Below are 26,345 nucleotides of genomic sequence, written 5' to 3'. Positions count from 1 at the left end.
CCATGTTCTGTCCACTCCCTGATGCGGAACTACTGGCTCATCTCAGAATCGATACCGCGCATGGCACCGCCTTGGACTTCAACGTCGACGCGGCTGCGGCGGCGAAGATTGCCAACGCCGCACGGGTTAACCCAGATGTTGTTCGATCTTTGACCTTTCCGGCAATGACGCCACGAGAAGCCTCGCTGACGGCTCAGATGCCATTCCAGCATTGCATGCAATGCGCCAGAGAGGGTCTTTCGCTCAGGCATTGGAGGCGGGCCTGGGCATTTGACTGCCAAGTTTGCGGGACGAGACTTGTGCAGACCCTTGGCAAACTCCGTGAGGAACAAATATCTGGAAAACTGATATACCGAGCGCGCCGCGGGGCAGAGATGCTTGAGTGCGCCGCGCGCTCGCGCGGCCCCAAGCAACTTCGGCGCGCAATGCGCGCAGTCACCTTTGCCATGTCACTCAAAACCTTCCGCGGGGATCCGTCGTTCGCTGTCCAGAACCCCAGATCGGAAGTTAGGCTGTTCTACCTCGCCGCAATCGCCGCCGCTCGATCTCATCCCTTGGCTAAGGCAGCCATCGTCAGCAAAAGCATCGACGACTATGCAAGGGTTGCTCTCTTGCGCGCCTTCGAGAAGGAGCCTCGATTGCTTGCCGCGGTTGATCACATCGCGCAAAGGTGCGCGAGAAACAGGGGCCCCATGACAGCCGTATCTCACAATTAAGGGCAAAAATTGTCGCCAAACGCGTCGCGTCTCAGATTAAAGGGCAACGCGACAACTCGTCTCTGCACCGATGACCGAAATCTTGACTGGCGCCAGCCGCGCCGCCGTCCAGCGCAACCTTGGCTGGTTGGAAGCGCGGGGTCTGATCCGTGAGGTGACCGGGCAGGGGCGCTATCGGATGTGGCGTGCAACGATATAGTAGAGAAGCCTTTTTGGATTTAGCCCTTTGCTGACCCAGTTGGCGCGTGAACGTCTAGCATTGAAATCGCTATTCAACCCTCTGCTTCTCGCGGTTAAGTGAAAATTTAACCCTTGAACCTCTAGTTGCTAGACGTTTTAGCGTGGAGCAAATCGATCTGACAGATCCGACACCGAAATAGAAACTGCGCGGAGCACGATACATGCTGACAAGACGACACTTCATCCAGACGACTACCGCATTGTTCTCGGCGTCTATCTCGAGTCCGCTCCTCGCTGACACCTGGCCCACTGAAGCGGAAAAGGCTGCTTGGGATGCACAGGTTACACCGCCGGGCTATAATCCAGCCACATCAAACCCGTGGGGCCTGCATCCGCGCTTTCTGCCGCAGCGGGTTGTAGCTAAAGATGGTCTTGTGGCCGGTGACATCCATGTCGATGCTGTTGCGCGCTATCTTTACCATATCGAGGAAGGCGGAACGGCGATGCGCTATGGCGTAGCGATTGCTCGTGGCAAACTTTATGAGCCGGGTGTCTACACGATTAAGCGCAAGGTCAGGTGGCCGCATTGGCAGCCAACACAGAACATGATTGACCGCGACCCGGAGCTCTACGCCGATATCGCTGACGGTATGGAACCCGGACCTGAGAACGCGCTCGGGTCACGGGCGCTTTATCTCTTTGTCGGGGACCGAGACACCTATCTGCGCATCCATGGTACACCACAGCCGCGAAGCATCGGCGGCCGAGCAAGTTCCGGTTGCGTCCGGATGGTCATGGCGCACATAAACGATCTGTATCCGAATGTGGAGATTGGCTCGATGGCGTTCCTATATTCGGCCGAGGACAGCGTGACTCCGCAGAGTTGACCCAAGCCGCGCCGTCAATCCGACGCTTGGACGCGTCAATCAGGATTGGCGCGCGACGCAGATGGGATTGCCGCCTGCCGATCGCAACGGGACCAAGGTCGTTTCCACAGGCCCACTATGCGCATACCAATAGCAATTATCTTCGGGACGTAGCCGTGCCGTGTTGAGATCCTGGTCGGGTGCAGCGAGGGCTGCGACAGATTCTGGAATATTCCCGACCCTGAATGGATCGTTGTCTTCCTTCGGAGGTACCGCACAGCCAGCCAGGGCCAATGTTGCAACCATGATCACCGCATATTTTTGAAGCATATCTATCTCACTTTTTGGCAGGTCAGCCGCGTCCACAGACTTGGCAACGCGTTTCAAGGTTCCGCAGATCGGTGTCCTTACTTGACCAAGTTTCTGTTTTAGCTCTTGAAGCTCTAGTTACTGTAGGGGCTATCTCAATGTGGAATGAACGAATCCCGAGGTCAATCCCATGTCTTCCAATGGCCACCGCCACGACCACAAGCACAGCTCTGACTGCAGTCACGATCATGTTGATGATCACAAACATGCGAGCGTAGCTCGCTACTCTCATGGAGATGGTGCTGCGTGCTGCGGTGCTGGAGCCAACACGGGACCGGCAGAATCCATCCCGTCGAATGGGCGAAGTTTTCAAGTTTCCGGTCTGGATTGTGCCGAAGAGGTGGCAATCCTGAATAGGGTGGTCGGTCCAAAAGTCGGCGGGACTGAGCATCTGGCGTTCGATGTCATCAATGGGCGGATGACAATTCTGGATACCGCAGTCGGGATTTCGGACAACGAGATTTCGCAACTGGTCGCGAGTACCGGCATGAGCGCAAAACCGTGGGACGCCGACAACGCAGCAGAGAATCAGGCCGCGCATCTGGCACGTCAAAAGCGGTTTACCGCGCTCAGCGGCGGCTTCTGGGTGGCAGGTTTTCTCTACCACATCGTCGAAACCGGCATGGGTGGTGCGCTCGGGCTATTCGCAGGGCACGGAGAAATGCCGATGCCACTCGCGGAAGCAGGGTTATTCGCGGTGGCAATTCTCTTCGGGGTCTGGCTGGTCGCGCCCAAGGCTTGGTCTTCCGCGCGACGGTTTTCCCCTGACATGAACTTGTTGATGGTGGTCGCAGTGGCGGGTGCCATCGGGCTGGGCGAATTCTTCGAGGCCGCGACGGTTGCGTTTTTCTTCTCACTTTCGCTTTACCTTGAGAGCTGGAGTGTGGGGCGGGCCCGCAACGCGGTATCGGCCTTGCTGGATCTGGCGCCGCCGACAGCTCGGGTGATCCGATCAGATGGCAGCGAAACCGATGTGCCTGCGGCAGAGGTCGCCGTGAACGATCGCTTCATTGTGCGCGGCGGCGACCGCATCCCCCTCGACGGTGAAGTGGTGGAGGGGGCGGGAGCCGTCGATCAGGCTCCCATTACCGGAGAAAGCGCGCTCGTGCCAAAGGAGCCGGGCGATGAGGTCTATGCCGGCACGATCAACGGCGAAGGCACACTGACGGTACGAGCGACCAAGGCAGCTTCCGACACAGTGTTGGCCAAGATCATCCGTCTGGTCGGTGATGCCCATGCCCGCCGCGCGCCGGTCGAGCAATGGGTGGCGAAATTCGCGCGCATTTATACACCCATCGTGATGGCGGTGGCGATCACCATCGCGGTGGTGCCGCCACTCTTGCTCGGCGGCGCCTGGGACTATTGGTTCTACAATGCGCTGGTCCTTCTTGTCATCGCATGTCCTTGCGCACTGGTCATTTCTACGCCGGTGTCCATTGTAGCAGCGCTGGCCGCTTCGGCGCGAGCAGGGGTGCTCATCAAGGGCGGCGCTTATGTCGAAGCGCCAGGGCGCACCACAGCGCTGGCGATGGACAAGACGGGAACGATCACCATGGGCGAGCCTGAGGTGGCGGCGGTTCACCCGCTGGGTGAAGCCTCCGCTCGCGAAATCATCACGCTGGCAGCCAGTCTGGAGGCGCGGTCCTCGCACCCGCTGGCACGCGCCATCCTCGCGCGCGCAGAAAGCGATGGTGTTTCCGTGTCTGCCGCAGAGGACACGCGGACCGTGCCTGGGCGCGGGCTCGAAGGACGCGCCGACCGGCGCGCGATCTGGCTCGGATCAGATCGGTTTGCCCAAGAGAAAGGTTTCAGCAATGCCATTCCGGCGGATCTTCGGGACCGGATCGAAGGGGCAGGCAGCACCCTGGTTGCCGTGGGTGACGAGACCGGCGTGACCGGCGTGCTGGAGCTTCGTGACCGCATTCGCCCCGATGCAAAGGGTATCGTTGCGCGTCTGCACGCGCAGGGTGTGAAGACAATCGTGATGTTGACGGGCGACAACGAACGCACCGCACGTGCGGTGGCGGCCGAGGTCGGCATTGACGAGGTGCGCGCCGAACTCTTGCCAGAAGACAAGGTGAAGGCCATCGAGGAACTGGTGGAATGCCACGATATGGTGGCGATGATCGGCGACGGCGTGAACGACGCGCCCGCAATGGCGCGCGCGCATTATGCCATTGCCATGGGGGCTGTCGGATCGGATGCGGCGATCGAAACGGCAGATATTGCACTGATGACCGACGATCTGGCTCGAGTGCCGTGGCTGATTACTCACTCTCGGCGGACAATGACGATTATCCACCAGAATATCGGTATATCGCTGGCAACAAAGGCGCTGTTCGTCGGGCTGACCGCGTTCGGGATGGCCTCGATGTGGGGCGCCATCGCTGCGGATGTAGGCGTTTCCCTGTTGGTGGTCGCCAATGCGCTGCGGCTTTTGAACGGCCATCGGATCAAGGACGGGCCTTCGGGCGGTGAACCGGTGGGCGAGCAGATGGCGAAGGGAGCACTGGCGCACGGTCATTGATCCGACGTCTTCGGTAGAGTAACCTCTGGCACCAACAGACCTCGCAAAAAGGGGCGTCGAGCAGTGACAAACACCAGATTTCCACGGCGCGCCTTTTTGATGGGCGGATTGGCCTCCTTCCTGTCAGGTTGTGCCAGCAAGTTCCGGTCTTACAACGGACCCGAAGTGACCCGGCTACGCATGTATAAGGCACAGCGGTTTCTGGTTCTGGACGGGGTGGATGACGTCTTGCGGACCTATCCCATCGGATTAGGCTTCGCGCCCGAAGGTCACAAGCAGTTCGAGGGGGACGGCCGTACGCCGGAGGGCTCCTACGTGATTGATCGGCGCAACCCGGAGAGCCTCTTTCACCTGTCGATTGGCATCTCATATCCCAACGCGGCAGACATCGCTTTTGCGCAGGCTCAAGGAAAGTCGCCCGGTGGCGACATTTTCATCCACGGAGGACCGCGCAAGGGGATCGACCCAATGAATGTCCGCGACTGGACGGCAGGCTGCATCGCCGTCACTGACCGCCAGATCGAGGAAATCTATGCCATGGTCAGGGACGGGACACCGATCGACATTTACGCCTAAGGATCAGGTGAAGCGGCGCCGCAGTGCGACGTTGATCGCCTCAATGGCCATGACCATGACGACGACCGCAATCGTGACGCTGGCGGCCTTATCATACTGGAAGGATCTCACGTAGGTCTGGATGTAGAAGCCGATCCCACCCGCGCCGACGATGCCGAGGATCAGCGACTCGCGCAGGTTCAGTTCGAACCGGAAAATCGTGTCGCGGGCAATGACTGGGGCCATCTGCGGCCAGATCGCATGCCTGAGCCGCACGAGCGGTCCGGCGCCGGCGCTTTCCAGTGCTGCGATCGGCGCGCGGGACACGCCGTCGATCGCCTCGGCATAGAACTTGGCGAGCATCCCCGTTGCATGAAAGGCGACCGCGATGATGCCGGGCAGCGGCCCGAGCCCGACAGCGCCCACCATAAGCATGGCCACGAGGATCAGCGGCACGGCCCGGATAAAGGCCAGCAGCGCGCGCACAGGGCCGAACACCATGCGCGAGACCATGGTCTCGGAGGCGAGGATGGCCAGAGGGATCGACAGGATCACAGCGCCGAGGGAACCGAGGATCGCTATTCTCAGCGTTTCCGCGCTGCCCTTCCTGATCTCGGCCATCACTGTCGGATCGGGCGGGAACATCCGCCCGAGAAAGTCAGCGATCCGCGGACCGGCCGAAACGAGACGCGACAACTCGACATCGGTCGTGGCGAAGGACCAGAGGATTGCGCCTGCGATCAGGGTGCTGGTCGCGAAGCCGCCGAACCTGCGGTGGCCCATCAGGACACCGCCCGGAGGCCGGAACCGGGCATCGGCTCTGCCTCCCGGTAGAGAGCCGCCGTCGCCTCGTCCTGCAACTCGGATGTCGGCACATCGAACACGATCCGCCCGTTCCGCATGCCGATGATGCGCTGCGCGAAACGCCGCGCCAGGTCGGGCTGGTGCGAGGAAAACAGCGCCGTTGCGCCGCGCGCTTGCGCCGCCCCGGTCAGCAGCGCCAAGACCTCCCCAGCGCGGGTGGGGTCGAGGTTGCTCACCGGCTCGTCGGCGAGGATCAGCCGTGGCTCCTGCGCGAGACACCGCGCAATGGCCACGCGCTGCCGCTGGCCGCCGCTGAGACTGTCGACCCGGCGTTCGGCGAGATCGGCAATGCCGCAATCAGTGAGGGCTGTGCGCGCAATGTCGAGATCATGTGGCCTTGGCGACCCCAGCAGGGCGCGCAGGGGCGCCATCCGGCCTAGGCGGCCGTTGAGCACGTTGCGCAGAACCGTGGAGCGTTCGACCAAGGCGAATTCCTGAAATACGAAACCGGTATCAGGTCGGCTTGCGCGCGGCGGCGGTTGGTCTGGATCGAGCGGCGCACCCAAGACTGAAACGCGCCCGCGCCAGCCGTGGAGCCTGCCATCGAGCAATGCCAGCAGCGTTGTTTTTCCTGCCCCGGACGGGCCGAGCAAAGCGACGCTTTCGCCGGTCGAAATCGTAAGCGAGACTCGCTCCAGCGCCGGAACACTCCCGCCCGGATGGGCAAAGTTCAGGTCGTCGATCCGGATGGCGGTGGTCATTCCAGGAGCCCATATCGCCGTGCCATGTCGCGCACGCCGTCATAGGCGGCAGGGTCGGCCCTGACATAGCCGTCCGGCCCGTAGAGATAGCGCAGCTTGTCGCGGTTCTCGGGCTCGTTGAGCCGCAGCATCGCGTTGGTGAAGCGGTCTTGCACCTCGGCATCCAACCCGGGTCGCGCGATCACGACATGGCTGGGGATTGGCGGGCTTTCCGCGATCCATGTCACCTGTGCTTGCTGCTGCGGCGTCAGGAGCAGGTCGGCATACTGGCTGGCACCCGCAGCGTCGACCAGACCTTCGGCCATCGCCTGCATGGCCTGCTGATAGCCGCCTGCGAAGAAGACGCGGCCGAAGAATGCCTCCGCCGCGCCTGGGCCGTCGATCAGCCGAGCCTCGACGAATTCGGCGAGCGGGTAGAGATAGCCCGATTCCGAGATCGGATCGGCGAATGCGATGTCGCGTCCGCGCAGGTCTGCAAGCGCGCCGATGCCACTGTCGCGACGCACGAAAATGCGTCCCGTATAACTCGGCGCGTCGCGGTAGACCTCGGAGAGAAGCGGCACCGCGCCGATCTCGGCCTCGGCCAGAACGAAGGGCAGGGCGCCCATGAAGGAGATGTCGGCGTCGCCGTTTCTCAGCGCCTCGACCGCCGCCGCATGGTCGATGGTGACGAACCCTTCGACGGGGACGCCGATCTCACTGGCCAGCCAGCCGCTGATGGCCTCTATGTCGCCCAGGAGCTTCTCGGGGTTCTCCTGCGGGATGAAAGCCAGCCGCAACGCAGTGTCCTGCGCGGCCAGCGGGGTTGCGAGCGATACTGCGCCCGCAGCGGCCAGCGCCAACATCGTTCTGCGGTTCATATGGATCGCCATCAGAATGCCCTCTCTTCGATTGCGTCGGCTTCGGACTTGAACGCGGTCCAGCTTGTTTCGGCAGCCACCCAGTCATCAGTACGAACGGCGTCACCAACCTCGGCCAGACGTTGGGCCAACGCGTAGACTTCAGGCCGCGCAGCCAGGTTCGACATTGTGCTGGCGTCCGCCGAAAGGTCCGCGGCCACGGTGTCGGTCAGCAGCAGGATATGTTTTGCATCCCGCTGCGGCAGCAGCGTATCAAGCGTCGAGGCGAAGGTCGTCAGTTCGGAGAATGCCAGCCGGAAGGCGGTGTTCTCGGCGTCGAATGCCTCATAGGGCTCGTCCGCTGCGCCCACGGTCTCCAGATAGGCCGTCAGGTCGGCCCGTTCCGCTCCGGTCAGGCCGAGCGACTTCGATTCGTCGAACCAGTCCACGACAGCGGCCAGGGTCGGCAGCGACCCGTCGTGGAAATAGGGCGCGGTGTAGACGGTGCCGAGCAGCGTGGGTGTATCCATCGCACCGGTGCGGGCGCCATCGTAGGCCAACGCAACCGAGCCGATATCATGGGCCTGCCGGTCCAGGAAGTTCGTGTCCGGGACGTGGCAGCTGGAGCAGGAACGGTCGCCGAGCGCCGCGAAGGGTGTATTGAAGATCGCTTCGCCGCGCTGCGCTGCCTCGGGAGCGGCTTCGGTCAGCTGACCATCCGGTGTCAGCATGGAGTTGGGCAGGAAGTCGAATTCGAGCATGTAGGCGAGCAGAGCATCCAGCATGAAGGGCGTCGGTTCATCGCCGCCGAACTCGTTGACGATGACGTTGCGGGTGAAATCGCGCAAGGAGGCGAAGCGGCCATCGCGGCCGTAGGGCCCGGTGAAGCGCAGGCCACGGAGGCTGGGGATGTCAATCGGATCATCACGCCGGTCATTGAAGATCGGGTTGAAGAAGGCGCCATCGACATCGATCGCGCCTGGTTGATGGCTCGCACCCGGAATGAAAAGCCTCTGGTTAACGTCCGATCGGTTGTGACAGGTCGAACAAGCGACCCCGAGACCCTGCGCCGGATTGCCAAAGATTTGCGCGCTGTCGAATAGCATGTCGCCATAGGCCACCAATGGCAGGTCGGTCTCGTCGATGCCCTGCTCCTCGAAATTGAGGACGAGGCGCGGCAGCGGATCCTGATCGAAGATGTCAAACCCCGGCGGCAGGCTAGGCGGCACCTCGATGGTGCGGCCACTCAGGACAACAGTTTCCGGCAGCGCGCTCAGCGTCCGGCGCGGCGCGAAATCGTCAACGAGGTAATTCTCGGCGAGATAGAGGGAGATGACTTCGCGCGCGGCTTCCATGGTTTTGCGACTCGCGGGTGTGGCACCAGCACCAAGAACACCGGCGGAACCTGTGCTGCTGTTGAGTTCCAGCCAGGCGAGGCCGATGCGTCTCGAAGCGTCGGGATCAGCAGCCGCGATACCGTCCGCGAACGAGCGATAGAGTTCTCGGGCTGTCCGCACGGCCTGCTGCGCACGTGCAGGGTCGTCGGCCATGACTGCTCGGTCCAGTTCCTCGTCGATCCGGCGCGCGATCAGCCGCGTCGCCTCGGCAAAGACCGCCTGGCGGTCTTCGCGAGTGATGGCGTCCAGAAGGGGGGCGGGTCCGATGTCGCTGTTGCCGTCCAGCCATGCCAATGCACCAACAGAGAATTCCGAACCCCGGTAGGGTTCGGCCCAGGCGGTCCCGACGTCATCCCAAGGCAGCGGTTCGAGATTTCCGAGGAAGAGAGTCAGCCGGTAGGCCGCCGCCTCGGGAAGCCATGGAGCCTCCTTGGCAGGCGTCGCAGCGACAGGTCCGGACAGGACGAGCGCACTTGCGAGTGCGACAATGAACGCTCCAAGGAATTTCTGAATCACCGCAGTCTCCGAATTCAAAAGTTAGACACGGCTAATTTATCTACCCTAAGCAAACAAGTTGTCAATCCTGCAGTTTCCCTGCAAAGTCCCAACTATGACAAAGCTGCAATCACAGGAACATGAACCGTTCGAAACTGTCGACAGGGCTCCCGAAGCACAGGCTGAGGGGTTCGCGACCGTGCGTCAGGCACATGAGAGCGAAATGGCGGAAGATTACGTTGAACTGATCGCCGAACTGATCGAGTCGCGCGGAGAGGCAAGGCCGGTGGAAATCGCCGAACGTTTTGGAGTGAAGCCGCCGACCGTGACCAAGAACATCTCGCGGCTCAAAGCTGCTGGCCTGGTGCGGCGGGAACCTTACCGCGCCATATTCCTCACGGATGCCGGTCGGGAGTTGGCCGAGGCCTGCCGCCGACGACACAGGATCGTCGTCGCGTTTCTCCTCAGCCTGGGAATCGACGAAGAGACTGCGGAACGCGATGCGGAAGGGATCGAGCATCACGTCAGCACGACCACGCTGGAGGCCTTCGAACACGCCCTCCTGCAATCTCAAAGCGGCAAGTAGCGCAGCATCAAGTTCTCGCGAAATTCAGAAAAGCAAGACTCAGGAGGCGGCGGCGTCAGCAGTCAAAGGCTGGTGGGTTGGCATTTGTTCTGATGGTCAACCTTAGTGCAGAAAATCGTTCGTGTCCTCTGAGCTTGGCCAGCCCGAGATAGTGTGCCCAAAATCTCTGACTGCGACGACGGTGCAGCGAGAATGTCGATCGCGGGAAAAGACGTGGATACAACCTTTGATTTGCTCCTCTGTTCAAAGCGCATAGACAATTGTCACCACCGTCGTCATGACGATGAAGAACATGACCAAGGCACCTATGGCGAGCGTCCGGCCCATGTCGCGGTTTGGCTCTGCTACTTTCAGACGCAATTCTTCGGCCGTTTCCGGAAACTCGAGCGCCGCGGAGTTTGACCCTCGCACCAACTCGTATCGTGAATTCCAGCGACGCACCTCGGCCGCGTTCCACCCGTTCATGACCAGAATGATCGCGGCGATCATCAGCATCGAGGACGGGACCCAGATCGTGTAGCCACCCATGGTTTCGTCGGACAGGGGATCGAGAAACCCGGTTCCCGCCGTTTGGTAGGAAGCATAGAGGCTCACCTCTTTGAGTGTCGTCAAGGAACCCAGAAAAATGTTTGAAACGATCACCGCGAAACCGGAGATCAGCCTTGCGCCGCGCCTCGCGCCCTCAGGGGGATCTCTCGGGTCGAAGAGCATGCCGAAATACCAGATCCCTGCCAGCACCATCGCAAAATGGGCGAACACCTCGATCGCCGCGATGCGCTGAGCAAGTCCGTAAAGCACTGGAATCTGCCAGATAAAGAGCGACGTGATGAGCGCGGCAGTGGCGGTTACCGGATGTGCCAAGAACCGAAATGCAAAAGATTTTCCAAGAGCGTCGAGGTATCGACGCCACCGTCTGTTCAAACCGGCTTGCAATAATCGCCACGGCTGAGAGACCGCGAAGAGTAGTGGTCCTGCAAGGCGGAGGAGAAGGTGCTCCACTTGGTGCACCGAAAAGAGGCTATGCCCCAACGAAGCCAGAGGCGCATTTGTGGCCGCGAGAATGCAGGTCAAGCCAGCGAGGAACAGGGCTTGCCGCCACATAGACACCGTCCCGCGAATGCGAGCGGATCGCACGAGGCCGCGCATGTAGACCCATGCGGCCAAGCTGACGGAAACAAGGGACACTGGCGAAATCGCATACCCAAACGGGTCGAAAAGGAGGAAGTAAGTGATCATCGGCTCCTGTCATTTTGTATTGTCGGCGTATCGACGGATACCGGTGAAAGTCGGGATGTTCCCACAGCGCCACCCCGGGCCAAGGACAGATCAGTGGACATCGTGAGATATTTGCCCTGCATCCACATGAGAAAAAGGTTTTCATAGAAACGTGAGAGCGGGTGGCCGGACTGACCGGCTGGCGCGATGAAATAGGATCCGGCTTCTTCCGAAAACGACATGACCGCCTGAAAATTGGTGCCCGCGCTGGCCGCGAAGGGGCGGTCATTGTCAGAAGATAACAGCGTTGCAATCAGTGTGTATGGATCGCCCGAAGATGGGGCTTCGAGAGACAGCAGATCGCTGATGATCCCACTCGATCGGATTGGCGCCCACCCCATATTCAAAGCGTGTGCTTCGCCCCAGACCCAATCTGACGGATCGGGTCCGTAGCGGTCGACAAGCCAGCCGATGGCATCATCCAGGGCCGCACGAACCTGATCCTGGCAGGTCTCGATGCGGGTGGACGGGCGGATGTCGCACCAGATTGCGCTCCCTCCGCGATCTGAAAGCACCGCAAATAGGATATCGGCATTTGGCCTGGCCCAGACCGTTGTCGCGGATGGAAATTCATCCTGAAGTATCCGTTTTTGCAACGCGCGCGCCCAGGCCCAGAACACGAGCGGTTCCGGTGAAAAGCGATCCATGTCGCCATTCCATTGGGCAAGTTGACCCAGAATATCGCCGCGAAACTCATCTGCGCGGTTCTCTTCGAGAGCGCCTGCGGAACCCACGAACCAGAGCTCTTTTGCCATTATAGGAAGAAGCGCCCGCGCGGCAGTGCTGACCGTGTCGCGCTGCGCCGCAATCGCGCCCTCGACCGAGAATATCGGTTGCCGCACATCAAGAGCTGCCAGACGGGCGTCTCGAAACGAGAAAGGCGTTTCGACCTCCCTGTCAGGCCAGCGAGCAAGGATTTCTCGGCCGATGGCAAGAATCTCCAATCCGGCTGGTGCCAGGTTCATGCTTGCGTCCATAGCATCGTTCACATCGGCGGACCGCGCCAGACGGTCAAGCATCATCAGAAAATTGCCGGCCTTGGCAGCGGTGGGACTCACTGGCTCTTTAAGGGCAGTCAGTGACAGAGATCGGAACGCCCAAGCGACGCGTTCGCTGCGACCGACGACAATGAAGGGCACACCCGGCATTGTAGCCCCAATCGCGGCTCCGGTCGGGAGTTGAATATCCGCCAGGTACCATTCAGAAGGCAGCGATAAGGGGCCACGTATATCGGCGGCGAGAATTGGTGCTCCCGAAGCTGTTCTGTCTCCAGGCAACGCCCAAGCATCGAGGCTGACCTTGGGCGAGGTCACAAACAGCTCGGGCAAAAGAGGTCGATCTGACAAGCCGGACAGGTCACTCTGGCGTCTCTCGGGTTGAAGATCGTTCAGAAACGCTTGGGCAAGTCTGAGACTATCGACGGGTCTCCAGGCAGCGATCATTCTCTCATCCGCGATCAACAGATCGGGTGAGCCTCTGCCGCGCCCGCCTTCGGATACCAGACCAAGCCACGCGTTGACACCAGCGGCATATGCGTCGAGCGCTTGGGCTGTCGAAGGCTCGACTTCGATCGTCTGGTCAAGTGGCAACAAGGCTTGCGCTGCCCGCCTTGCCCTCAATAACTGGCCAAGCCTGTCCTGAGCGTGAACGAAACCAAGCGCGAAATAGGCGTCCGCAGCGGAGTCTGCAGAAATGTGCGGTATGGCCGCAGCATCTCGCAGAATATCGACTGGACCTTCGATTCCCGCAACACTGAAATCCTCGTCATAGTCGGGGACGGAGGCGCGCAAAAGAAAGTAGACGACACCGGATACGGCCAGTCCTGATGCAAAAATCGCCAGGAGCAAGTACAGTAATATGTTGAACAGTCGTTTCAATTCGTTGCCGGTGCCAAAGCAATCTCAAGACGTGATGCGCAAGAGGATCACCGAGGCGAAAAAAGCGAGTAGGCCGAAAGCAATACCGAAGCCTGTCGCGTATTGAAGTATATCCAGGCGGTTCCCTTTCTGCCGTTGCGCCAGATAGCCACCCCAGAGCGCCCCTCCGACAAAGCCTGCGAGCACCAGCATCACGATTCCTCCGATTTTGATTTTTCTGAATTGAAACGTCGTCTGGCCGATCCGACGGTAAAGGCTAAGGCCCAGACCGCACAGATGAGCGCCAGCGATGTCCAATCACCGAAACGTGCGTAAGGTGTAGGCGCAAGCGCTGTCGGCAGGGTGGCATCTATGACTCCAGTTTGTCCGGTCTCGAGGCGCGCGATGATCTCTCCCTTGGCGTCGATGATCGCGGAAATCCCCGTGTTGGCCGCCCGGACCACAGGAAGCCCTTCTTCGACCGCGCGCATGCGCGCGGAGGCGAGGTGCTGCTCGGGGCCGATGCTGGTACCGAACCAGGCATCATTTGTTGCGTTGAAAATCCAGTCGGGGCGAAAAAGGTCATCGACCACCTGGCCCGGAAAAATGATCTCGTAACAGATCGCCACCGCGACCAGAGGCGCACCCGGGATCGCCAGCGTGCGTGGCCCTGGTCCTGGCGTGAAATCGCCCAAACCTTCGGTGAGCCGCTCGATCGGCAGCCAGCCTCTCAGGGGCACATATTCCCCGAACGGAACAAGATGATGTTTTGCATATCCCGTCAGAATTTCGCCGTTGCCGTCATAGGCTTGAACCGTGTTGAAATATCGGGTTTCCCCATCGCCCTCTACGCGGTCAGGCACTCCTGTCAAAAGGATCCTGCCGTCTGGCAGAACCGTGGATAACCGCCTGCGCGCCAAGGCGTCCTCGTCCAGAAAACCGGGAAAGGCCGTTTCCGGCCACAGCAGCAGGTCGAAGCGTCCAGGTTGCGCAGACAAGCTCAAGTATTTTTCCAGTGTTCGCTCGCGGCTGCCCGGTGCCCACTTCTCGACTTGCGGCACATTGCCCTGGACGATGCGCAAAGCGATGTCCGTCGGCGGCACATCCGTCCCTGAACGCAGCGCGCCGCCACCCCAGAGGCCCATCACCGCAGCGGCGAAGAGCACGAGAACAGGCACGCGTCTGTTTGGTGCCGCCACAATCAACACACCGGGCAACAGCCCGATAAAGACCGTGAGAAAGCTTAGCCCATAGCTTCCGACCCAGGCGGCCGGTTGGCGCAGGGCGGCATGTTCGACAAGAGCATAAGCGGCAAGGTTCCAGGGAAACCCCGTCAGGACATGACCGCGCAGCCATTCTGCGGCAACCCAGCAGGTTGCAAGCAGAAGACCTGCCGTAATGCCGCCGACAGCACGGCGCTGCATGATGGTGGCAAATAACATCGCCGCAATCGCTGGGAATATGGCCAGTCCGGCGGACAGTCCCGCGACTGCCGGGATCGCAAGGGCACCGAAACGTTCGGCATCGACGTAGAAGCTCTCGGCGATCCAGGAAACTCCAAACCCGAACTGGCCCATTCCGAAGACCCAGCCGATGAAGAAGGCGGGCGCTGTCGAAACCTGCCGGAGGACGAGAAAGAGTGCTGAGAAGGCGACCGGAACAACGATCAGCCATGAGAATGGTGGAAGGGTTAAAACCGTTAAACCGCCCGCTGCAAAGCTAATCCCTGATCGCAGGGGAATGTAACGGCCACGACCCGTCAGTGGTCGCAAGCCCGCCATCATGTGCCAGTTTTCAACTTGGCGCTCAACCAAGGGGCTATGAGCAGTAGGCCCACGCCACTGACCACGAAAACATCCGCCATGTTGAAGGCGGGCCAATGCGTGGATCCGACATAGAAATCGAGGAAGTCCGTCACACCCCGAAACCGGATGCGGTCGAGGACGTTGCCGAGCGCGCCACCGATAATCGCACCATAGGCGATAGCCTCGGCCCGGTTGTCAGTGCGCAATAACATGACAGTCAACCAGCCGCAGACCGCGAGGGCCAACACTGTAAGGCTCCACCATGGCGCTCCACCAAGTAATCCAAATGTCACGCCATCGTTGCGCAGGTAGATGAGATTGAAACCGGGAAAGACCGGAACTCCGGCGCTCAAATCTGCCGCATTGGCGACGACAATTGCTTTTGTCACCTGATCGACAAGAAAAGCAGTTCCAGCCGCAAAGAAACCTTGGAAATGGGACTGTTTCATCTCATCCTCCCAGCCATACATCGAGGAACAACATGATCACCAGGCCAACCGCGAGACCGAGTGTCGCCCTGTTTTGATGGCCAGAACGGTGGGTTTCGGGAATGATTTCGTGGCTGATGACGTAGAGCATCGCCCCGGCGGCGAAGGCGAGGCCCCATGGCAACAGCGGCTGCGAGATGCTGATGATCCCAGCCCCAAGAAGCCCGCCTACCGGCTCGACAAGACCTGTCAGGGCGGCAATGCCCCACGCACGGCGCCTGGAATATCCCTCACCAAGCAATGAGACCGCTACGGCGAGACCCTCGGGAGCGTTTTGCAGCCCAATGCCAATCGCAAGCGGCAAGCCACCAGAAAGACCGTCAGCCCCGAACCCGACACCAACGGCGAGTCCTTCGGGGAAATTGTGGATCGTGATCGCGATGATGAAGAGCCAGACGCGGCGCAGCGAAGCAGAGTCAGGGCCTTCCCGCCCCGACTTGAAATGCTCATGCGGCAGCCGTTCGTTCATCAGAGCGACCGCGCCCATGCCAAGCAAGATAGCAACACAAACGATGGCCGCCGGGAGAGCACCGTTGTCGAACTGTCCTTCGGCTGCATCGAGAGCCGGGATGATCAGCGAGAAAAACGATGCAGCGAGCATGACACCCGCTGCAAAGCCAAGTAGCAGATCGCGTGTAGCCCGGGATGGGATGCGCCCGAAAAGAACGGGGATCGCCCCGACCGCTGTCAGCGATCCGGCGGCCAGACTTCCTAGAAAGCCAAGGGTAATTGGGGAGAGGGGTTCCAAGCGTTGAGGTCTCGTCGATACGTCAGTCAGCGGCCGAATAACTGCTAAAGATCTCGGTCGATCCATCGCCGCGGATCAGGAAGACCTCATAAGCCTCTCGATCGTCTTCCGGTCCCATGCCCGGCGATCCATAGGGCATTCCGGGCACCGCCAACCCCACTGCATCTGGACGCTCATCCAACAAACGCTGAATGTCTGATGCCGGTACATGTCCTTCGATCACGTAGCCGTCGACCAAAGCCGTATGGCAGGAGACCATGCGCTGAGGCACGCCATTGTCGAGTTTGAAGCGCACAAGAGATCCCCCGAACATGTCCTCGCCTGTCGGCGCGAATCCGCTTTCCTCGAGGTGCTTCATCCAGGACAGACAACAGCCGCAGCCGTTTGTCTTCCGGACATCAATCTGGATCGCATCGGCGACCGCTTGCGCTGCGGGAAACAAGGCCAGCGTGACTGCAAGGGCGGGAGCCAGTCGTTTCATGGATTAAAGCCTTTCGGTTGTTGTTTGCACAAATTCGCTGGTGAGCCTCTCGGCCAGTAGCGAGCGTGCCTCAGCCAATCGCTCAAGTGCAGCCGTGTCATCCGCATCCCGCTCGGCCGCCTCTGCCAGTCTGTCGTCTGAGAGAGGATCGGTCGGGCGACCATCGACTAGAACCTCATAATGGAGATTTGGGCCGGTCGCGGTGCCGGTCGCACCGACGCGACCGATCATGTCTCCGGCCAAAACGCGCTGCCCTTGTTCGAGTGTGTCCGGCACCTCGCTGAGATGTGCGTATCGTGTCAGGGTGTCGGATCCATGCGCTATCTCCACCACCCGGCCATATCCACCACGACGTCCGATGAAGCTCACGCGTCCGGGTGCTGTCGCTTTCACCGGCGTACCGCGGGCCGCAGCAAAGTCGACCCCGGTGTGCATGCGCACATTCCCATAGACCGGGTGTGTGCGACGGCCAAAGACGGAACTCAGCCGCGCTCCTTCCACCGGTTGGGCAAAAACACGCAGGACCTCTCCATCGACATAGATCGTTGCTTCACCGCTGCCGTCATCCGGCCAGACGATCTCGTAGACCGTTTCACCAAGGTCCAGTGTGGCAAAGGCAAGTTCGGGCTGACCGATCCTCTCGTTTCCGTCGCGGGCTTCGCGCCAAAGAATACGCATCGTCTCGCCACCGGAAAGTTCGCGTCGAAAATCTACTGTGCCGCCCAGCATCTGCGCCATGTCGACCGCAAAACGAGCAGGGATGCCTGCTTTGTCCAACGCCGCGAAGACAGAGCTTTCGATCACTGCCTCGCCCGCGAACGTCACCATTTCAGGGTCTGGCTCCAACACGCGTGTGACAAGTTCTTGACCAAAGACCGTTTCGATCCGCACCCCATCGTCAACTGCCAGTTCCACGCGGCTCGGATTTCCGTCCACCTTTGAGATCACAGTGATCTCATGGCCCGGGCGCAATCGGCGCAGGTCATATTCTGCACCAAGCGCGAGCGCGATTTCGGCACGCGCAGGCGCAGCGATACCCGCGTTCGCCAGGACCGCATCCAGCGTCTCGCCCGACGCGATCTCACGCGACCAAGTGATCAAAGGCGGTTCAATCTCGGGCAAGGCGGTTTCTGCGAAGACAGATTGCAAGAGCGGCAGAGGTCGCATTGGGCTAGCATTGTCGGCGTGAAATGCAGCGGGCGGTGTCACATCGTAGTCGGCGATCTGAGGCATCGAGAGCGGATCGGGAGTCCAGAGGGTCGCTTCAGCAATCGCAGGAGGCACTGGCTCTTTAGAAAGAACGCCAGAAATGGCGATGGCGGTCAGCGAAAAAGCGCCTGCGACCACAGCGCTCGCCAAAACAATTCTAATCTTCATGTTGCCCCCTCTACGTCTTCTGTCAGTGCACGCCGGATCTTCGGCACTGCGAATTCTCTTGGCTCGTGATAGTCAATCATGGTGACGAGTTCACCCTTGGCATCGAACAGGAATACGCTTGCCGTATGGTTCATTGTATAGTCGCCGCCTTCGGTCGGGACGCGCTCATACGAGGCACGAAATCCTTCTGCAGCGCGGGCAACCTGGTTTGCCGGCCCAGTCCAGCCGCGAATAGCCGGATGAAAATAGCCGACATATTCGGCCATGGCCTCGACCGTGTCCCGCTCCGGATCGACTGTGATGAAGACCACGTTCATCCGCGCGGCGTCGTCCCCGAGATCTTCAAGCCAACCTGAGATATCCGATAACGTCGTGGGGCAGACATCCGGGCAGTAGGTGAACCCGAAAAACACCATGGTCGGGCGTCCGATCAGGGTTTCCGGGCCCACTTCATTGCCTTCGTGATCGGTCAGTCGGAAATCCATCGCCGACAGGGGGAGAGGCCTTTGGCCGGCCGGTTTTGGTGCACCGGGACCATCCACCCGCCACCAACCGACGCCGAGCATCAGAGCGACAGCGCCTACACCGGCTGCACCGTATTGGACCACATGTCGACGCTGCATCAGCTCTCCGGCCCGCGCGCGGCGATCCCCAGAATTGGGACCTCAACAGTCACTTCACCACCGTCCGAGAACGTCAGTGTCAGTGGGAAGGTCTCGCCTTCGATCATCGGGTTTTGCAGCTTCATGAGCATGGCGTGCAGCCCTCCCGGTTCCAATGCTACGCTTTGGCCCGGTTCAATCGTGATTTCGTCAGCAGGCGCCATAGAACTGACGCCGTCGGCGTTGGTTTTCGTCTCATGGATCTGGGGCATCACGGCCAGTGGTGTTGTAAGCCCGGTCAGCGTGACCGTGTCTTCACCGGTGTTGCGCACAGTCATATAGGCCGCACCAGGGCGGTTGACCCCGATTGAAGCACGGGACCACGCGTTTTCGACGACCACATCCTCCGAACCGGCAAATGCCGGAGTCGACATGCCCGAGAGTAGCAAGACAAGGGGCAAACCATTGATGTAAGATCGTTTTGTCATGAAGAATTCTCCTGTATCTGGCCGAGCATCAACTTTGGCTGGCCGCAACTTCCGCAGCCACCAGTCGCCGCAGTTCGGCCTCACCGAACGGGTCTAATGGCTTGGCGTTGACGAAGAACGTGGGCGTTTGTCGCACGCCTACCGCTTCGACATCAGCGCGGTCCTGATTGAGCACCGCCACGACACCGGGGGCCAGCATCTGTGTCCGAGCAGCTTCGACATCCAGACCACCGCTTGCGGCAATCTCAAGGATCAAACCCGGTGCCGGAGTGCCATGGGACGCCCATCGCGGCTGCTCGCGCAGGACCGCTTCCAGCACGGGTTCGAACACATCCTGCATCCGCGCAGCTTCGAGAACACGGATCGCTTCCACCGAAGCGTCCCCGTGAAACGCGGTGTATCGAATTACGACACGGATCGCATCACCGTGCTCAGCCATGATCTCTTTGACCACGGGATAGAATGCGCGGCATGCCTCGCAAGCTGGATCGAAAAACTCGACAATCGTGACAGGTGCCGTTTCGGGGCCGAGGATCGGGGAATAGGGCCGGATCAGCACATCGTTCACTTCGGGCGCGACAGGGACTGCCTCTGCCATGGGTTGGGGGCGGGTGGCATACCAGGCCGCGCCGCCAAAACCTGCGGCGCCAACAGCCAGAACGGATAGAACGAGGCCGCGTCGATTCATGTTTGTTTTTCCTTCAGTGAAAGGGCCGACAGCATCCCGATCATCGTGAAGGCGACAAGCGCCAACAGCGGAATCGGAATGCCGAAGACCACCTGGTTGTCGTCGGTACAAGAGGGGCCGGTCGCCGTGCAGGGCTGGATCGCCTCGGGGATCAGCCCGACATAGAGGCCGATGTGATACAACGCCACTGCCGCCCCCCCAAGCGCTAGCGCAACGCCATAGCGCCCCACGCGGGGATCCTGCCACCACAGCCCGAGCCCAAGAACGATAGCCAGGGGGAACATGAAGGCGCGCTGGAACCAGCAAAGGACGCAAGGCGTTTGACCAAGCACCTCGCCAATAAAGAGCACGGCAAGCGATGCGATAAGCGCAATGATCCAAGCAAGAACAAGGGCCGCTTCTCCGGAAAGGCGGGTCATGGCAATCAGATCCTCTTTCTCAGATCCGCAAGGATCTCTTCGGCGGGTGTGCCGTAGGGCCAGGAATTGGCGAAGCCCGCCCGCGGATCAAAAAGAAACAGGTGCGATGTGTGCCCCATTGTGTATCCACCCGGCGCGGTGGCCTCCTCGATCCTCTCAAAGAAAATTGGGAAGGTCTCGGATGTTGCGGCGATCTGCTCCGGCGTGCCGGTCAGCCCGATGATCCCAGCGTCGAACAGGGGCACATACCCGGCAAGTGCTGTCGGCGTATCCCGCTCCGGATCAATCGTTATAAAGATCGGCTGGACCTTTGCCGCCTCGTCGCCCAAGCCCTCCATCACGGCCGCGACTTCGGACAGTGTTGTTGGACAGACGTCGGGGCAATTGGTGAAACCAAAGAAGACCAGCATCCAGCGCCCTGCGAAATCTTCGTCTGTTTGGACCATGCCGCGATGATCCGTGAGTTCGAACTGCGCAAAGAAAGGTGGTTCGGTCTCGGCTTGGGCAAGGTCGGCGCGGTAGTCCGCCCACATTAGCAGCCAGATGAAAACGAACGCCGCCGCGCCCGCCAAAACCCATAGTACTTTCTGAAGATTTGAAAGCTTCACGCGCTCCGCCCGAATTTGATTCTATATTTTCAGCGCGTTTACACCCTCTAGCTACTGTAGGTTCAAGACTTATTATGGATGGAAGAGCGATGTTCACTGACCTGTGAGATGCCAAGCGGAACTTGTGCAAAAAAACGCTTAAAGCTACACGGGCTGTAGATAGTCTGGAGAGATGATATGCTGACAATCGGCACTTTGGCAAAAAAGACCGGGACGAAGGTGCAGACGATCCGCTATTACGAGCAGATCGGACTCTTGCCCGAGCCCGGGCGATCGGCTGGCGGTCAGCGGCGCTATGGAGATAGTGAGCTTGACCGTTTGTCTTTCGTCCGGCATGCGCGGCAACTCGGGTTCTCGCTGGACGCGATCCGTGAGCTTCTCGATCTGAGCGATCATCCGGACAAGTCTTGCGCGGAGGCCGATGCCATCGCTCGCAGGCAACTTAAGCAGGTTGAGCAACGTATGGCCCGACTTGAAGCCCTTCGGACAGAATTGCAGAGGATGGTGCATGAATGCAGCGGCGGGCACACGGCCGATTGCCGTGTGCTGGAGGTGTTGCGCGACCATTCCGAGTGCCTGACGGACCACGACGAGATCGGCGCCTGAGATGACCGCAGTGCTCGTCTATCCGCTCGCGGCCTTGGCTGAGATCGCCGGATGCTTTGCCATCTGGGCATGGTGGCGTCTTGGCGCGTCCCCTCTTTGGCTTGTCCCCGGTGTAGCGGCGCTGGTGGCGTTCGGCTGGCTTCTGGCTCAGGTCGACACTGTGGCTGCGGGACGCGCCTTTGCGGCCTATGGTGGGATCTATATTGCCGCGTCCATTCTCTGGATGTGGCTCGCCGAAGGGCACCGGCCGGACAGGTGGGATCTGCTCGGCACCGCTGTATGCTTGTTGGGTGCCGCTATCATCCTCGCGGCACCCCGCGGAGCGTAAAAAACGGCATTGCTCCTACAGTAGCTTTAGCTTTTACAACGGTGCGCGTTTCACAGGCTAAAGCAAGGCAGGAATTGAATGTTCGAAATCTCAGGTGTTGGAATCGTCGCGGCTTTTCTGGGTGGCGCTATATCCTTTCTGTCGCCTTGCGTCTTGCCTCTTGCACCTGGCTACGCCTCTTACATCGCGGGACAGCCCGCCGCGAAATCCGGGGCGGCGCGCAGCATTGCCGAACGGGCGCGCAGCGTGGTCCTGAGTTTGTGGTTCGTGCTCGGGTTTTCGACAGTCTTCGTGGCGCTCGGGGCCGGGGCAAGTCTTTTGGGCGGGATGCTCTTGCGCTGGAAATACGAACTCGGGCTTGCGGGTGGCTTCTTGATCGTCTTGTTCGGACTTGTCATGATGGGCGCGATCAAGATCCCCGCAATGATGCGTGACACGAGGCCCGACGTAAAAGTTGACGGCGGCAGCGCCGTTGGAGCCTACCTTTTGGGTCTTGCCTTTGCCTTTGGCTGGACGCCCTGCATAGGCCCTGTGCTTGGGTCGATCCTGGCAGTAAGCGCGACATCTGGAGCGGACGGGATGGCCTTGCTGGCAATCTACTCCGCAGGGCTTGGACTGCCGTTTCTAATCATAGCGCTCTTCACCAACGAGATTGCAGGCAGGCTAAAGCGGATCGGTGCGGCTGGTCGATGGCTCTATCGTATATCGGGCGGACTGATGGTGCTGATGGGTATCGGCGTGATGACAGGTCAGATCAGCCGCCTTGCCTTCTGGCTGCTCGAAACCTTCCCGGCCCTTGGCACTATCGGATAGAGCTGTGATCGAAAGTAACATTTGAGAAAAGGCTTGTCTCTCTAGTCACTGTAGAGATTAAGACTCCTCGTGAACGATTCGAGGAGAGACCCTGTGGCACCCACCGATTCCTATTTAACCGCAACAAGACTGCTGGATTTTGACTCGCCCTCAATCTCGAACCTGGTACGAGATCGTGGCTGGCATGACCTTGCCCGTGTCGACCGGATTGGCGCGGTTTATGACTTTGTCCGGAACGTGATTGCGTTCGGCTACAACCGCGTCGACGACATTCCCGCCTCTGCGGTGCTGACCGACGGCTACGGGCAGTGCAACACGAAAGGGACGCTTCTCATGGCACTGCTGCGCAGCGTAGGCATCCGCTGCCGACTGCACGGCTTCACCATCCACAAGGCCCTGCAGCGTGGCGTGGTGCCCGAATTGGTCTACCCCCTCGCACCGTCCGAAATTCTGCACTCGTGGGTCGAAGTCGAAACAGAAGAGGGCTGGATCAATCTCGAAGGCTTCATTCTGGACGCCCCCTTCCTGCAGTCGCTTCAGAAGGAATTCAGCGAAACAGAAAGCCTTTGCGGCTACGGCGCTGGAACGGATTGCCTGAGTGCGCCACCAGTCAGTTGGAACGGCGGCAGCACTTATATTCAGAAAACCGGTATCGTTCGTGATTTTGGAACCTTTGATGCGCCCGATGACTTTTATTTGAAATATAGTCAGAACTTCGGATTTGCGCGTGACTTTCTCTATCGCCACGTCATCCGTCACTGGATGAATGCCCGGGTTCGCCGCATCCGTCGTGGAATGTTGCCAAAGGTCCCTGGTCTCAGTCGACCGAACCACAGCCATGAGGAGAACAACCGTGCCGCATGATCATGACCATACCCACATTGATCCTGAATCAGGTGATCGTAGGGTCTCCATCGCAATCTGGGCCAACGGGCTTCTGACCGTCGCGCAGATCGTTGGCGGCATCCTTTCCGGCAGCCTGGCGCTGATCGCAGATGCCCTACACAATTTTTCGGACATGGCGTCACTGGTGATCGCGTTCGTTGCGCGCAAAATCGCCAGACGACCCGCCGATGAACGCATGACATTCGGCTATGGTCGGATTGAAATCGTCGCGGCACTCATCAACTACACGACCCTGATCCTGATCGGTTTCTACCTGATCTATGAGGGTGGCATGCGGATGATCGACCCGCCCGAGGTCGCTGGTTGGACGGTGGTGATCCTGGGCGGTGTGGCACTCGTCGTCGACACGTTGACGGCGCTGCTCACCTATTCGATGCAGAAAGGCAGTGTGAACATCCGTGCGCTTTTCCTGCACAACCTGTCGGACGCTTTGGCCTCTGTGGCAGTCATCATTGGAGGGTCCCTGATCATCCTCTACGACATGCGATGGGTCGATCCCGCAATCACCATCGGCATTGCCCTTTACATCCTCTATCTGGCTTTCACTGAGATTGGCGGTCCGATCAGAACCCTGATGCTCGGCAGCCCACCCGACATCGACAATGCAGCCGTCGTTGAGGCGCTGCGGAGCGTCGATGGTGTAGCGGACGTTCACCACGTGCATCTGTGGCAGATGGAGGAGCACAAGGCGGCGCTGGACTGCCACGTGGTGCTGACAGCGGGCGGCTGGGGTAAAATCGAAAAGATCAAGGCAGCGATCAAGGACCGGCTGAAGGAGGACTTCAACATCGCCCATTCCAGCCTGGAGTTCGAACACGAAGACCGCGCACACGAAAACGCCGACCTCTACGGTCACGGCAAGCCTGAAGAGGAGGAGAACCGTTTTCACTGAGCTTGTGAGAGGTCATGAAGGTGTGATCGACGTCGATTGCGAGTGCAAGCTAAGCGACAGCGACCTGAAACGGGTGCACGGCCTGCTTCAAGCCAGCCTGGCCTGGTCCTCGAACTCACGAGGTTCGAAGCCTTCAAGGTTCCGTCTGCTTCTGAGCCGTTGCAGAACTGCTGAGAGCCCGAATGCGTCCTATTCGCCAAACAGATTTAGGTAGAACCGATTTAAGGGCAATTCGAGACTCATTTGACGATCGAGATGGCTCGGACGCTTTGACATGCCGTGGGATTGGCGCAGCGCGGAACGTGGCGGATGACGACGGGCGGCTCGGTCACCTCGCGATCTTGCTGACCGCCGCAACCGCAACACGCATCATCATTGTTGCAATAGTATATTTTCGTAGGTATGCTGGGTGAAGATTGTCAAGGGTCCTTGCCATGCGTTTCGAATTCAAAAACCTCCCTCTGGCGGCCTTTTTAGCTCTCGCCTTGACCGGCCTGTTGATTGTCACTGAGAACTGACCCGGTAGCCCCATAAATTGTCACTGAGAATTGACCCATGTGAACACACTGCCCCGACGGTTTTGGTTGGGGGTATTTGGAGTGATCGACATGGGATTTTTGAGTGTCATCAGACGCTGGGCATTGCGTGACAATATGCCAATCAGAGAGATTGCGCGACGGACGGGTCTGTCTCGCAACACCATAAAGAAGTACCTGCGTGAGGGCGCTGTAGAGCCGAAGTTCAATACGCCCAAGCGCCCGAGCAAGCTGGACCCATATGCGGATAGGTTATCCGCTTGGCTTCTGATCCAGACACGAAAGTCACGCAAAGAACGACGCACAGTCAAGCAAATGCATGCTGATCTGGTGAAGCTGGGATATGACGGCTCCTATGAACGCGTCGCGGCTTTTGCGCGGGCCTGGCGTGACGAACGGCACCGCGCTGAGCAGACAACCGGGCGCGGCACCTATGTACCTTTGGTGTTCCAGCCCGGGGAAGCCTTCCAGTTCGACTGGAGCGAAGATTGGGCCAATATCGGCGGTGAACGGGTCAAACTTCAGGTTGCTCATATCAAGCTATCGCATAGCCGAGCGTTTCTGGTTCGGGCTTACCCGCTGCAAACCCATGAGATGCTGTTCGATGCTCATTGGCATGGCTTCCGGGTCTTCGGCGGCGTGCCCGGTCGCGGGATTTACGATAACATGAAGACGGCGGTGGACCGCGTCGGCAAAGGCAAGCAGCGCGACATCAATGCACGCTTCAAGGCGATGGCTAGCCACTACGTGTTTGAACCTGAGTTTTGTAACCCTGCGGCGGGTTGGGAAAAAGGCCAGGTCGAGAAGAGTGTGCAGGATGCTCGCAACCGCATGTGGCAGGTCATGCCTGTTTTTTCCGATCTTGAAGAACTGAACCAGTGGCTTGAAGATCGCTGCATCGCTCTGTGGGCGGAGACACCGCACAAGTCCTTGCCGGGGTCCATTACTGACGTTTGGGAAGCTGAGAAGTCCGTTCTTATGGCACTGCCGCCGGCATTCGACGGCTTCATAGAATACAGCAAACGTGTATCGCCGACGTGCCTGATCACATTCGAACGCAATCGCTACAGCGTGCCTGCCAGCTTTGCGAACCGTCGGATCAGCTTACATGTGTACCCCGAACGGCTGGTCATCGTCGCTGAGGGGCAAACGGTGTGCGAGCATGCGCGGATTATTGATCGATCCAAACGCAAGCCGGGCAAGGTCATCTATGACTGGCGCCACTATCTTGCTGTTATCCAACGCAAACCAGGTGCCCTTCGCAATGGCGCGCCGTTTATAGAGATGCCGGATGCCTTCCGCCAGCTGCAGGACCACATGCTGCGCAAAGAGGG

At 59.7% G+C, this 26,345-nt stretch carries 29 protein-coding genes; 11 read left to right on the top strand and 18 right to left on the bottom strand.

Annotated features, from left to right (window positions below):
• Positions 1-716 (top strand): hypothetical protein (locus UB90_RS18920; RefSeq protein ID WP_065331761.1); only part of this gene is annotated, 716 nt, incomplete at its 5' end.
• A gap of 401 nt (positions 717-1,117) precedes the next feature.
• The gene (locus UB90_RS18915) at positions 1,118-1,783 is read left to right on the top strand and encodes a L,D-transpeptidase (RefSeq protein ID WP_043872284.1); all 666 of its coding nucleotides are present in this window, start codon (positions 1,118-1,120) and stop codon (positions 1,781-1,783) included.
• Positions 1,784-1,822: 39 nt separating this feature from the next.
• On the opposite strand, the gene UB90_RS23160 is transcribed toward UB90_RS18915, so the two are convergent.
• Positions 1,823-2,092 carry a hypothetical protein gene (locus UB90_RS23160; RefSeq protein WP_050686128.1) on the bottom strand — a complete coding sequence of 90 codons (270 nt, stop codon included), beginning with the start codon at positions 2,090-2,092 and terminating at the stop codon, positions 1,823-1,825.
• 169 nt (positions 2,093-2,261) lie between these two features.
• On the opposite strand from UB90_RS23160, the gene UB90_RS18905 reads away from it, so the two are divergent.
• Positions 2,262-4,658, top strand: coding sequence for a heavy metal translocating P-type ATPase (locus UB90_RS18905; protein WP_234994810.1), 2,397 nt, complete (start codon positions 2,262-2,264; stop codon positions 4,656-4,658).
• 99 nt (positions 4,659-4,757) lie between these two features.
• On the top strand, positions 4,758-5,234 hold the full coding sequence (locus tag UB90_RS18900) for a L,D-transpeptidase family protein (protein WP_043872282.1): 477 nt from the start codon (positions 4,758-4,760) through the stop codon (positions 5,232-5,234).
• A 3-nt stretch (positions 5,235-5,237) separates the two neighbouring features.
• Here UB90_RS18900 and phnE read toward each other — a convergent pair whose 3' ends face one another.
• Genes phnE through UB90_RS18880 form a run of 4 tightly spaced genes read right to left on the bottom strand, consistent with a single transcriptional unit; the run spans position 5,238 to position 9,530 of the window.
• A complete protein-coding gene (gene phnE, locus UB90_RS18895) occupies positions 5,238-5,996 on the bottom strand; it encodes a phosphonate ABC transporter, permease protein PhnE (RefSeq protein WP_009820129.1) in 759 nt (252 codons plus the stop codon).
• Positions 5,996-6,778, bottom strand: a complete 783-nt coding sequence (locus UB90_RS18890) for a phosphonate ABC transporter ATP-binding protein (RefSeq protein ID WP_052453653.1) — start codon at positions 6,776-6,778, stop codon at positions 5,996-5,998. Before UB90_RS18890 ends, phnE begins: the two co-directional genes overlap by 1 nt.
• The gene (locus tag UB90_RS18885; protein ID WP_043872281.1) at positions 6,775-7,650 is read right to left on the bottom strand and encodes a phosphate/phosphite/phosphonate ABC transporter substrate-binding protein; all 876 of its coding nucleotides are present in this window, start codon (positions 7,648-7,650) and stop codon (positions 6,775-6,777) included. The genes UB90_RS18890 and UB90_RS18885 overlap by 4 nt, the downstream gene beginning before the upstream one ends.
• Positions 7,650-9,530, bottom strand: coding sequence for a cytochrome c peroxidase (locus tag UB90_RS18880; RefSeq protein WP_052453654.1), 1,881 nt, complete (start codon positions 9,528-9,530; stop codon positions 7,650-7,652). Before UB90_RS18880 ends, UB90_RS18885 begins: the two co-directional genes overlap by 1 nt.
• A 94-nt stretch (positions 9,531-9,624) precedes the next feature.
• On the opposite strand from UB90_RS18880, the gene mntR reads away from it, so the two are divergent.
• Entirely contained in the window at positions 9,625-10,095 is a 471-nt protein-coding gene (gene mntR, locus UB90_RS18875) for a manganese-binding transcriptional regulator MntR (protein ID WP_009820125.1), read from the top strand.
• A gap of 243 nt (positions 10,096-10,338) precedes the next feature.
• Here the strand turns inward: mntR and UB90_RS18870 are convergent, their stop codons facing one another.
• From UB90_RS18870 to UB90_RS18815, 13 genes are read right to left on the bottom strand one after another with little or no spacing between them, the layout of a single operon-like run.
• Complete coding sequence (locus UB90_RS18870) at positions 10,339-11,331, bottom strand: cytochrome c oxidase assembly protein (protein ID WP_040652273.1); 993 nt, start codon at positions 11,329-11,331, stop codon at positions 10,339-10,341.
• Positions 11,328-13,247 (bottom strand): penicillin acylase family protein, encoded by a 1,920-nt coding sequence (locus UB90_RS18865; protein ID WP_043872280.1) that lies wholly within the window; start codon positions 13,245-13,247, stop codon positions 11,328-11,330. Before UB90_RS18865 ends, UB90_RS18870 begins: the two co-directional genes overlap by 4 nt.
• A 24-nt stretch (positions 13,248-13,271) precedes the next feature.
• Entirely contained in the window at positions 13,272-13,439 is a 168-nt protein-coding gene (locus UB90_RS22955; protein WP_043872279.1) for a hypothetical protein, read from the bottom strand.
• Positions 13,439-15,010, bottom strand: a complete 1,572-nt coding sequence (lnt, locus tag UB90_RS18860; RefSeq protein ID WP_052453652.1) for an apolipoprotein N-acyltransferase — start codon at positions 15,008-15,010, stop codon at positions 13,439-13,441. Before lnt ends, UB90_RS22955 begins: the two co-directional genes overlap by 1 nt.
• Entirely contained in the window at positions 15,007-15,501 is a 495-nt protein-coding gene (lspA, locus tag UB90_RS18855) for a signal peptidase II (RefSeq protein ID WP_009820121.1), read from the bottom strand. The genes lnt and lspA overlap by 4 nt, the downstream gene beginning before the upstream one ends.
• Positions 15,482-16,267 (bottom strand): ZIP family metal transporter, encoded by a 786-nt coding sequence (locus UB90_RS18850; protein ID WP_040652270.1) that lies wholly within the window; start codon positions 16,265-16,267, stop codon positions 15,482-15,484. The genes lspA and UB90_RS18850 overlap by 20 nt, the downstream gene beginning before the upstream one ends.
• 22 nt (positions 16,268-16,289) lie before the next feature.
• Positions 16,290-16,748 (bottom strand): DUF411 domain-containing protein, encoded by a 459-nt coding sequence (locus tag UB90_RS18845; RefSeq protein ID WP_009820119.1) that lies wholly within the window; start codon positions 16,746-16,748, stop codon positions 16,290-16,292.
• Between the two features lie 3 nt (positions 16,749-16,751).
• Positions 16,752-18,125: a M23 family metallopeptidase gene (locus tag UB90_RS18840; RefSeq protein WP_043872277.1), complete on the bottom strand. Its 1,374-nt coding sequence runs from the start codon at positions 18,123-18,125 to the stop codon at positions 16,752-16,754.
• Entirely contained in the window at positions 18,122-18,748 is a 627-nt protein-coding gene (locus UB90_RS18835) for an SCO family protein (protein WP_043872276.1), read from the bottom strand. The genes UB90_RS18840 and UB90_RS18835 overlap by 4 nt, the downstream gene beginning before the upstream one ends.
• Entirely contained in the window at positions 18,748-19,215 is a 468-nt protein-coding gene (locus tag UB90_RS18830; protein ID WP_040652268.1) for a copper chaperone PCu(A)C, read from the bottom strand. Before UB90_RS18830 ends, UB90_RS18835 begins: the two co-directional genes overlap by 1 nt.
• 28 nt (positions 19,216-19,243) lie before the next feature.
• Entirely contained in the window at positions 19,244-19,903 is a 660-nt protein-coding gene (locus UB90_RS18825) for a DsbA family protein (RefSeq protein WP_009820115.1), read from the bottom strand.
• Positions 19,900-20,322 carry a disulfide bond formation protein B gene (locus UB90_RS18820; RefSeq protein WP_009820114.1) on the bottom strand — a complete coding sequence of 141 codons (423 nt, stop codon included), beginning with the start codon at positions 20,320-20,322 and terminating at the stop codon, positions 19,900-19,902. Before UB90_RS18820 ends, UB90_RS18825 begins: the two co-directional genes overlap by 4 nt.
• A gap of 5 nt (positions 20,323-20,327) precedes the next feature.
• Complete coding sequence (locus tag UB90_RS18815; protein ID WP_043872275.1) at positions 20,328-20,894, bottom strand: SCO family protein; 567 nt, start codon at positions 20,892-20,894, stop codon at positions 20,328-20,330.
• A gap of 213 nt (positions 20,895-21,107) precedes the next feature.
• Here UB90_RS18815 and UB90_RS18810 point away from each other — a divergent pair, with 213 nt between their 5' ends.
• The 6 genes from UB90_RS18810 to istA all read left to right on the top strand — a co-directional run.
• On the top strand, positions 21,108-21,536 hold the full coding sequence (locus UB90_RS18810; RefSeq protein WP_037239845.1) for a MerR family transcriptional regulator: 429 nt from the start codon (positions 21,108-21,110) through the stop codon (positions 21,534-21,536).
• A 1-nt stretch (position 21,537) separates the two neighbouring features.
• Entirely contained in the window at positions 21,538-21,864 is a 327-nt protein-coding gene (locus tag UB90_RS18805) for a YnfA family protein (protein WP_043872274.1), read from the top strand.
• 78 nt (positions 21,865-21,942) lie between these two features.
• Complete coding sequence (locus UB90_RS18800) at positions 21,943-22,677, top strand: cytochrome c biogenesis CcdA family protein (protein ID WP_065332053.1); 735 nt, start codon at positions 21,943-21,945, stop codon at positions 22,675-22,677.
• Positions 22,678-22,770: 93 nt separating this feature from the next.
• The gene (locus tag UB90_RS18795) at positions 22,771-23,541 is read left to right on the top strand and encodes a transglutaminase-like domain-containing protein (RefSeq protein ID WP_008282972.1); all 771 of its coding nucleotides are present in this window, start codon (positions 22,771-22,773) and stop codon (positions 23,539-23,541) included.
• Positions 23,531-24,475 carry a cation diffusion facilitator family transporter gene (locus UB90_RS18790; protein WP_065332052.1) on the top strand — a complete coding sequence of 315 codons (945 nt, stop codon included), beginning with the start codon at positions 23,531-23,533 and terminating at the stop codon, positions 24,473-24,475. Before UB90_RS18795 ends, UB90_RS18790 begins: the two co-directional genes overlap by 11 nt.
• 608 nt (positions 24,476-25,083) lie before the next feature.
• The coding region (gene istA / locus UB90_RS18785) for an IS21 family transposase (RefSeq protein WP_110613696.1) at positions 25,084-26,345 on the top strand (1,262 nt) is incomplete at its 3' end.

The organism is Tritonibacter mobilis, from assembly GCF_001681715.1.
In the GTDB taxonomy this organism is placed as follows: Bacteria; Pseudomonadota; Alphaproteobacteria; order Rhodobacterales; family Rhodobacteraceae; genus Epibacterium; species Epibacterium mobile.
This window is presented reverse-complemented; position numbering and strand designations above follow the sequence as displayed.

What these genes read in the sequence shown, in the direction of transcription:
- UB90_RS18830 (WP_040652268.1), bottom strand. Translation starts at nt 19,215, where the DNA reads ATGACAAAACGATCTTACATCAATGGTTTGCCCCTTGTCTTGCTACTC.
- UB90_RS18805 (WP_043872274.1), top strand. Translation starts at nt 21,538, where the DNA reads ATGACCGCAGTGCTCGTCTATCCGCTCGCGGCCTTGGCTGAGATCGCC.
- UB90_RS18825 (WP_009820115.1), bottom strand. Translation starts at nt 19,903, where the DNA reads ATGAATCGACGCGGCCTCGTTCTATCCGTTCTGGCTGTTGGCGCCGCA.
- UB90_RS22955 (WP_043872279.1), bottom strand. Translation starts at nt 13,439, where the DNA reads ATGCTGGTGCTCGCAGGCTTTGTCGGAGGGGCGCTCTGGGGTGGCTAT.
- UB90_RS18845 (WP_009820119.1), bottom strand. Translation starts at nt 16,748, where the DNA reads ATGAAACGACTGGCTCCCGCCCTTGCAGTCACGCTGGCCTTGTTTCCC.
- UB90_RS18810 (WP_037239845.1), top strand. Translation starts at nt 21,108, where the DNA reads ATGCTGACAATCGGCACTTTGGCAAAAAAGACCGGGACGAAGGTGCAG.
- mntR (WP_009820125.1), top strand. Translation starts at nt 9,625, where the DNA reads ATGACAAAGCTGCAATCACAGGAACATGAACCGTTCGAAACTGTCGAC.
- lnt (WP_052453652.1), bottom strand. Translation starts at nt 15,010, where the DNA reads ATGATGGCGGGCTTGCGACCACTGACGGGTCGTGGCCGTTACATTCCC.
- UB90_RS18835 (WP_043872276.1), bottom strand. Translation starts at nt 18,748, where the DNA reads ATGCAGCGTCGACATGTGGTCCAATACGGTGCAGCCGGTGTAGGCGCT.
- phnE (WP_009820129.1), bottom strand. Translation starts at nt 5,996, where the DNA reads ATGGGCCACCGCAGGTTCGGCGGCTTCGCGACCAGCACCCTGATCGCA.
- UB90_RS18905 (WP_234994810.1), top strand. Translation starts at nt 2,262, where the DNA reads ATGTCTTCCAATGGCCACCGCCACGACCACAAGCACAGCTCTGACTGC.
- UB90_RS18885 (WP_043872281.1), bottom strand. Translation starts at nt 7,650, where the DNA reads ATGGCGATCCATATGAACCGCAGAACGATGTTGGCGCTGGCCGCTGCG.
- UB90_RS18915 (WP_043872284.1), top strand. Translation starts at nt 1,118, where the DNA reads ATGCTGACAAGACGACACTTCATCCAGACGACTACCGCATTGTTCTCG.
- UB90_RS23160 (WP_050686128.1), bottom strand. Translation starts at nt 2,092, where the DNA reads ATGCTTCAAAAATATGCGGTGATCATGGTTGCAACATTGGCCCTGGCT.
- UB90_RS18890 (WP_052453653.1), bottom strand. Translation starts at nt 6,778, where the DNA reads ATGACCACCGCCATCCGGATCGACGACCTGAACTTTGCCCATCCGGGC.
- lspA (WP_009820121.1), bottom strand. Translation starts at nt 15,501, where the DNA reads ATGTATGGCTGGGAGGATGAGATGAAACAGTCCCATTTCCAAGGTTTC.
- UB90_RS18900 (WP_043872282.1), top strand. Translation starts at nt 4,758, where the DNA reads ATGGGCGGATTGGCCTCCTTCCTGTCAGGTTGTGCCAGCAAGTTCCGG.
- UB90_RS18820 (WP_009820114.1), bottom strand. Translation starts at nt 20,322, where the DNA reads ATGACCCGCCTTTCCGGAGAAGCGGCCCTTGTTCTTGCTTGGATCATT.
- UB90_RS18800 (WP_065332053.1), top strand. Translation starts at nt 21,943, where the DNA reads ATGTTCGAAATCTCAGGTGTTGGAATCGTCGCGGCTTTTCTGGGTGGC.
- UB90_RS18870 (WP_040652273.1), bottom strand. Translation starts at nt 11,331, where the DNA reads ATGATCACTTACTTCCTCCTTTTCGACCCGTTTGGGTATGCGATTTCG.
- UB90_RS18840 (WP_043872277.1), bottom strand. Translation starts at nt 18,125, where the DNA reads ATGAAGATTAGAATTGTTTTGGCGAGCGCTGTGGTCGCAGGCGCTTTT.